Here is a 6,494-nt window from a genome sequence, read left to right as displayed (position 1 = left end):
ACCCGCCATTCGCTTCGAGATTTCTCCGTGGAATCCAACCGGCAGAACCGTCCTGCAATCGGCAGAACACCCAGCCATGTGTTTCCTTCTCGCCCCTGACGCTTTGGCCTGCCTGGCAGGTAAGTTCAGCAGCGGTATAATCTTCGATTGCGACGCAGCCGGCGTTTGTTTTGCTGACGATGGTATCCGGTATCCAGCCTTCTAAGCCGCCTGCCGATCTGGCCCAGAGCCAGATGTGACCATCCCAATTGTTCTGACGGCCTGTGAGAGAAAGCACCTCTCCGGCCTTCAGGCGTATTGGATCTGCGTAAGTGGCCTGCCAGTCCTCTGTCACCTTGAAATTCATGCCGTCTCCAGGTCGAGAAATCCGGGACGAGTGTAACCTGGGAATGTCCACTTCGTCCCTCCACAAGCTGCCCCCCGGTTCAACCCTCGGCAGCGTCCCCGTCGATATTCGGTTTTATGCGGCAGAAAACCCCGGTGCGAAGGATCGCGCCGGAGTTGTCATGAGGGGACCCGTTTCCGGGACCGCACGGGCTGCCAACCCCGTCATATAACCCACGCGGCCCTGCCCCGATGATGCGGTCCAGTCCCTCATCATCGGAGATCCACGATGTTCGACCACCTTGATCTAATCCGCGCCCTGCTGGGCATCCTGCGCGAACTGCTTGGTATGCTCCGCGACAGGCGGCGGGGGTGAAAGAAGGAAAGAGTGGCGGGGGTGAAAGAAGGAAAGAGTGGCAAGAAATGGAAGTGTAATTTTTTACACCCCCGCCACCGCCACGCCGCATCTGACATCCCGCCGGAAAACGCCCCAATCGCTCGATCCCTGTGGTCTCGCTCATGGGGATTTTTCCGGCTCCGCTCTGTTCCAAAACCCCGACCGACATCGCCAGCCATAAGGCAGGGGAGGGTGGGGTTTTGGCCGTCCGCCAGGACGGCTCTGGCAAGGGGCGCAGCGCCCGCGCAGATCGCCGGCCCAACGGGTTGCAGGATCGGAGGGCTGGGAAGGTTCAGGAAGGGGCGCAGCGCCCGCCTGACGGACGTATTTGCATAGCAAATACATAAGTGCGCCCTCCCTTGCATCGAGGGGGCCGCTACGCCTATGCTGACGCATGGCGATCTATCACCTCAAGCATGCCAGCGTTGGCCGATCGACCCATGCCGCAGGAACGGCAGGGGCGCATGTGAGCTACATCACGCGCACCGGGGCCTGCCGCGAAGTGATCGGCTCCGACATGCCCGTTCCCGCCGCTGGTGAGCGCGGTGGCGAAGCGCGGGCATGGCTGGACCGGCAAGAGGAAGCGGATCGCAAGAACGCCCGCGTCATCGACAAGGTGACCATCGCCCTGCCGCGCGAACTGAACGCCGTGCAGCGGGTCGAGCTGGTCCGCGCCTTCGCCGCCGAAGTGACCCAAGGCCGGGTGGCGTGGCTGGCCGCTGTCCACGATCAGGGCAAGGATGCCGACAATCCCCACGCCCATGTCGTGCTGCGCGACCGCGACCTGCAGACGGGCAAGATGGCCCTGCGCATGTCTCAGTCCGGATCGACCGAAATGCTGAGGGGGACGTGGGAGCGGGTGTGCAACGCCGCCCTGGAACGCGCCGGGATGGACGAGCGGATTGATCGGCGCACCCTCGAAGCCCAGGGCATCGAACGGATACCAACAAAGCACATTGGTCCGCAGGCCCGCCAGATCGAGGCCAGAGAGCCGCAGGGCAGCTGGAAGATCGCGGCGCTGACCGAAGAACGCGCGGCCGCCCACATACGCTTGCGCCCTGTCGTGGAGCGGGCCGCAGGGTTTCTGGCACGGGCCGGGACTCTGGCGAAAAACCTCTTTGGGCGAAACAGCGAGCGCCGCACGGACAGACAGCAACCGGCTGCTGCCGCCGCGATCCCCTTCCAGAAAGGCCCGGAACCGCAGGCAGCCGCAGACGGACGGACGCCGGAGGGTTTGAAGCAGATCAGGGCGCTGGCGGGCAGGACCCTCGACATGCTCGACGGCATCAACGCCCTGCCAGACCGTCAGGACAGGCCGAGAGACCGGGTGCGGGATGCCGTAGAAGCCCCTGAGAGGCCCGTGGAGACCCCAAAGGCCGCCGAGGCACCCTCAGGGGCCCGCGCGATTATAGAGGCCGCTCAGAGGGCCAGAGAGGCCGCTCAGAGGGAAAGGGACGCGAGGGAGGCCACCGCGGGGCCGGAAAGGCCGGTGCAGGATCCCTTTGCCAGGTACAGGGCGCAAAGCCGGGATGATTATCTGCTGACCAAAAGCGCCGAGGAGTATCAGGAGGTGATCCACCTTCTGAAAACGAACACCACGGACGCGCAGTATGACCGGTTCCGGCGCGGCGATCTGAGCGCCATTGGCCACATCACCAGCGAGCCCGTGTTCTCACGCCAGCTCTTGATGCTTGCCGAGCTGGACAACCGCAGCACCGGTTTCCGGATGGGGCACGATCTGGAATGCCTGATGTCGGACAACCGGGACTTTCTGGCAAAGACCTTCGAGACCGACCGCGACCGGGGCTACGAGCACGAGCGGTAGCCCCTTCCTGTTCTCAGCCCTGTCTTGAACCTCGCCGCACGCAGCGCCGGAGGCGCATGGTTTATGAGAGTCAGAACGTCTCCGAACGCGCCAAAATCACTCTTCAAGCCTACTGAAAAACGGGCGCAGCCCTTCTTGTTCTCTTAGTTCTATAGTTCAGGCGGAAATATCCTTTTATTTTCATATGCTTGCGTGTCTATCGGCAACATATGGGGACTGGAAGGCAACATATGGGGACTGGAAGGCAACATATGGGGACGTATTCGCTCATTGACAGGCAACATTTAAGTGAACTTAAATGTTGCCATGAAAAAGACTACGCAAATCGCGGCTGACCGCGCTCACGACGAGACCAAAACTGTGCTGCCTGCCGAGGTGGCACGGGGGATCTACATCGAGAATCCGCCGGGGGCTGAAGCTCTCAAGCTGATGCACCTGCTGATCGGCAAAGCGGGTGGGCGAATGGCTGAGGATGTGCGCCACGAACTGCGGCTGGCCGACATCAAGAAAATTGACGGAATGCGCAATCACAGCCGCGCTACCCTGCGCAAGCTGTTCATCGAACTGGCCGGGGCGGTGATCGTGTTCGACGACACCGAGGCCCAATGCGAGATCATCGGTGGATTTCTAGATAGGGCGAAGCTGGATTACCGTCATGAGGTCAGCGACGATCTGCTAGTGGCGTGGTGGTTCGGCGGCGCATTCCGCGAGATGGCTGAAATTTCATGCCATTGGGCAATCATGGATCGGCAAACTGTATTTGCCTTGTCATCCAAGTATTCAATTCTGCTATTCCAGCACGTCGCCAGCCTTGTGAACCTCAATCACATCGCCAGCAAAACCTTCAGTGTGGGCGAGCTGCGGGCCGTGTTAGGAGTACAGGATGGAAAACTGGATCGGTTCTCGAACCTGAACCAGCGCGTTCTCCAGCCAGCCATTGCCGAGATTAATCAGACTTCGCGCCTGATGCTGACGGCCACGCCTCGCAAGGTAGGGCGCACGGTGGCCAGCGTCACGATTGCTTGGGAAGAAAAGTCACAAGACGGCAAACAAACTGCCAAACGCGAATTGGACAACTCCAAGGTGGGCCGGAAGGCAAGGCGCGATGGCACGGCAGAATCCCCGGTTCGGGCCTTTCCAGAAACAGGCGGCATCACCTACAGCCCGCACTGGATTGAGGTCAAACGCGCGGCAGGCTGCAACAGGGATAACAGCCTCATTGCCGCCGATTTTCGCCGTTTTTGCGATGCCAAGGAAATCAGGCTCGATGCCCACAACATCGAAGAGCTGTTCAGCAGCTTCTGTGCCAAAGTGGGGCGCAGTTGACGCAGAGCGGAACCCCTATGGCACTCTCTCTTTCACAGGCAGCAAAAGCCGCCGGAAAAAGCAAATCTACAATCAATAGGGCCATCAAGTCCGGTAAAATAAGCGCCACGCGCCATGATGACGGAAGCTACACCATCGACGCCTCCGAACTGTCCAGGGCGTTCCGGATTGGAACCCCTGGGGGTTCCGAATGGATCAGTGCGGCACCCCAAACGGAACCGGTTGGAACCGCAGTGCTGGAGGCTGAGAATGCCGCACTGCGGGCGGCACTGGACCGAGAGCGTGAAATCACGAACGATCTGATGGCAGACCGCGACGCCTGGAAGCAGCAAGCCACGGCGCTTCTTGCGGCACCACCAAAGCGCCGGAGTTGGTGGCCGTGGTCTCGATCATAACCCTCTGCGAACGTCTGCTTGGAGCCCAAAGCAGACGCCTAGATTGGTGTGATGCTGCAGCACAGCCCGCCGGTTGACACAAACAAAATCAGTCTAGCAAAACTATACAAACATGATAGTATAGTTAAGTGTTAGCCAAGGTGCATTGAAAATGACTGTATCCCCCCGCAACCGTTGGGCGGTTCTGGTGACTGTGGCGGCTGGTCTGCTGCTGATCACGCTGGACAACTCCATCCTCTATACCGCCCTGCCGACCCTGACCCGGGAACTGGGCGCGAGCCAGACCCAGGGTCTGTGGATCATCAACGCCTATCCTCTTGTCATGGCGGGGTTGCTTCTTGGGGCGGGCACGCTCGGTGACCGCGTCGGGCATCGTCTAATGTTTCTGATCGGGCTGGTCCTGTTCGGCATCGCCTCGCTGGTCGCGGCATTCGCGCCAACGGCCAATGTCCTCATCGCGGCCCGGGCCTTCCTTGCGGTCGGTGCCGCCGCAATGATGCCCGCCACGCTTGCCCTACTGCGGGTCAGCTTCACCGATGAGAAAGAGCGCAATTTCGCCATCGCGATCTGGGGCTCGATCTCGGTGATCGGCGTCGCACTCGGGCCAATCATCTCGGGCTTCCTGCTGTCCCATTTCTGGTGGGGATCGGTGTTCCTGGTGAACGTGCCGGTGGTGGCCCTCGCGTTCATCTCGACGCTGATTGTGGCACCGAGGGTTGCTCCCGACAGGTCGCGGCACTGGGATTTCGTCTCATCCGTGCTGGCGTTGGTTTCCCTAGCGGCGCTGGTGATCGCCATCAAGGAAACCGCTCATGCCGGGCAATCCTGGGCAGTCCCCGCCGCCGCAGCAGCCATCGGCCTGATCTCAACGCTCCTGTTCACGCGTCGGCAATCCCGGCTGGCGGACCCGCTCCTGAACTTTGCCTTGTTTCGCAACCCGGCCTTCCTTGCGGGCACTCTGGCTGCGGCCTTTGCCATGTTCGCCTTCGCCGGGCTGCAACTGGCAACCACGCAGCGCTTCCAGCTGGTCGCCGGCTTCACGCCCATGCAGGCGGGCATCCTTGTTTCGTTGGCAGCCATCGGGTCGCTGCCGACCGCAATGCTTGGTGGTGCCTTCCTGCACCGGATCGGGCTGCGCATCCTAATCGCGGGCGGGCTGGCGGTAGCGACGGTCGGTGTCCTGATCGCAACCTTGGGGATCAGCCACGGCATCGGTTGGCTGATCGCCGGATCGGTGCTTGCGGGTGCTGGGGTCGGGGCGGCCATGTCGGTGGCCTCCACTGCCATCGTCGGCAATGCGCCGGTGAAAAACGCCGGGATGGCAGCCTCGGTCGAGGAGGTTTCCTTTGAGTTCGGCAGTCTGATTGCCGTTGCCCTTTTGGGCAGCCTGATGGCGGCGGTCTATTCTCTGGGCGTTGTTTTGCCTGGGGGCATCGCTGCGGCGGCGCGCGACAGCCTGCCCAATGCTTTGTCGATTGCCGATGAGATGGGCGCCGATGGCATTGCGCTAAAACAGGCCGCGTCAACGGCGTTTGACCGCGCTTTCCTGATGGTGATGTATGTCGTCGCGGGTGTCATTGCGCTTGGTGCGCTGTTCACCGGCGTATTACTGCGGTCCTATGGACCGGGTTCGCAGTCTTCGCACTATCCGCATTGAGGAGATCACGATGAGAGAGAGCAACCGTGACAAGATCCTCGATGGGGTGGTGCGGCTGATCGAGCGGGATGGGGTCACAGCGGTCACCTTCGACGCTGTGGCTGCAGAAACCGGCATAACCCGGGGAGGGATCATCTATCACTTCTCCTCCCGTGATGAGCTAATCCTAGCCACGCACCAGCACCTTGCCCGGCAATGGGAGGCGCAACTGCTCAGTCTTACACCGGACCCGGACCTGCCCGCCGACCGCTACAAAGCCTATGTGCAAAGCTGCAGCCGGGATGCCACCCGGGCCGAGCTGCTGATGATGCTGGAAAGCGCCGGGGATGAACGGTTGGCTCAGGTGTGGTCAGAAGTGATGGATCATTGGGCACCACCGGCTCCGCAGGTGGATGATCCTGTGGGCCGAGCAAACTTCTTGGCGCGGATTGCAGCTGACGGGCTTTGGGCTCACCGGGCCATGGGCGGACGACCGCTGTCGCCGGAGGTCAAGGCGATGGTGACCGACTCGCTGCTGAGAATGATGGAATAGTGGTCGACGCCAACGCGACCGTCCGCTTTGTCCCGCTT

6 protein-coding genes are annotated in these 6,494 nt (G+C 61.3%); 5 read left to right on the top strand and 1 reads right to left on the bottom strand.

What is annotated here, in order from left to right:
• Positions 1-346 (bottom strand): SH3 domain-containing protein (locus TW83_RS20130; RefSeq protein WP_157001715.1); only part of this gene is annotated, 346 nt, incomplete at its 3' end.
• 769 nt (positions 347-1,115) lie between these two features.
• On the opposite strand from TW83_RS20130, the gene TW83_RS19505 reads away from it, so the two are divergent.
• The 5 genes from TW83_RS19505 (at position 1,116) to TW83_RS16780 (ending at position 6,456) form a co-directional block, all read left to right on the top strand.
• The gene (locus TW83_RS19505) at positions 1,116-2,546 is read left to right on the top strand and encodes a MobA/MobL family protein (RefSeq protein ID WP_084697661.1); all 1,431 of its coding nucleotides are present in this window, start codon (positions 1,116-1,118) and stop codon (positions 2,544-2,546) included.
• A gap of 306 nt (positions 2,547-2,852) precedes the next feature.
• On the top strand, positions 2,853-3,872 hold the full coding sequence (locus TW83_RS16790) for a replication initiation protein (protein ID WP_045983929.1): 1,020 nt from the start codon (positions 2,853-2,855) through the stop codon (positions 3,870-3,872).
• Between the two features lie 17 nt (positions 3,873-3,889).
• Positions 3,890-4,267, top strand: coding sequence for a hypothetical protein (locus tag TW83_RS20850; protein ID WP_157001713.1), 378 nt, complete (start codon positions 3,890-3,892; stop codon positions 4,265-4,267).
• Positions 4,268-4,418: 151 nt separating this feature from the next.
• Entirely contained in the window at positions 4,419-5,924 is a 1,506-nt protein-coding gene (locus TW83_RS16785; RefSeq protein WP_045983928.1) for an MFS transporter, read from the top strand.
• Between the two features lie 10 nt (positions 5,925-5,934).
• A complete protein-coding gene (locus tag TW83_RS16780; RefSeq protein WP_036706857.1) occupies positions 5,935-6,456 on the top strand; it encodes a TetR/AcrR family transcriptional regulator in 522 nt (173 codons plus the stop codon).
• Positions 6,457-6,494: the final 38 nt, after the last annotated feature.

It is taken from the genome of Paracoccus sp. S4493 (genome assembly GCF_000967735.1).
Classification (GTDB): Bacteria; Pseudomonadota; Alphaproteobacteria; order Rhodobacterales; family Rhodobacteraceae; genus Paracoccus; species Paracoccus marcusii.
The sequence above is the reverse complement of the archived record's forward strand: the minus strand, read 5'-3'. Positions and strand labels throughout refer to the sequence as shown.

Bases quoted from the DNA above. Each gene is read 5' to 3' on its own strand.
- TW83_RS19505 (WP_084697661.1), top strand. From the start codon at position 1,116: ATGGCGATCTATCACCTCAAGCATGCCAGCGTTGGCCGATCGACCCAT.
- TW83_RS16790 (WP_045983929.1), top strand. From the start codon at position 2,853: ATGAAAAAGACTACGCAAATCGCGGCTGACCGCGCTCACGACGAGACC.
- TW83_RS20850 (WP_157001713.1), top strand. From the start codon at position 3,890: ATGGCACTCTCTCTTTCACAGGCAGCAAAAGCCGCCGGAAAAAGCAAA.
- TW83_RS16785 (WP_045983928.1), top strand. From the start codon at position 4,419: ATGACTGTATCCCCCCGCAACCGTTGGGCGGTTCTGGTGACTGTGGCG.
- TW83_RS16780 (WP_036706857.1), top strand. From the start codon at position 5,935: ATGAGAGAGAGCAACCGTGACAAGATCCTCGATGGGGTGGTGCGGCTG.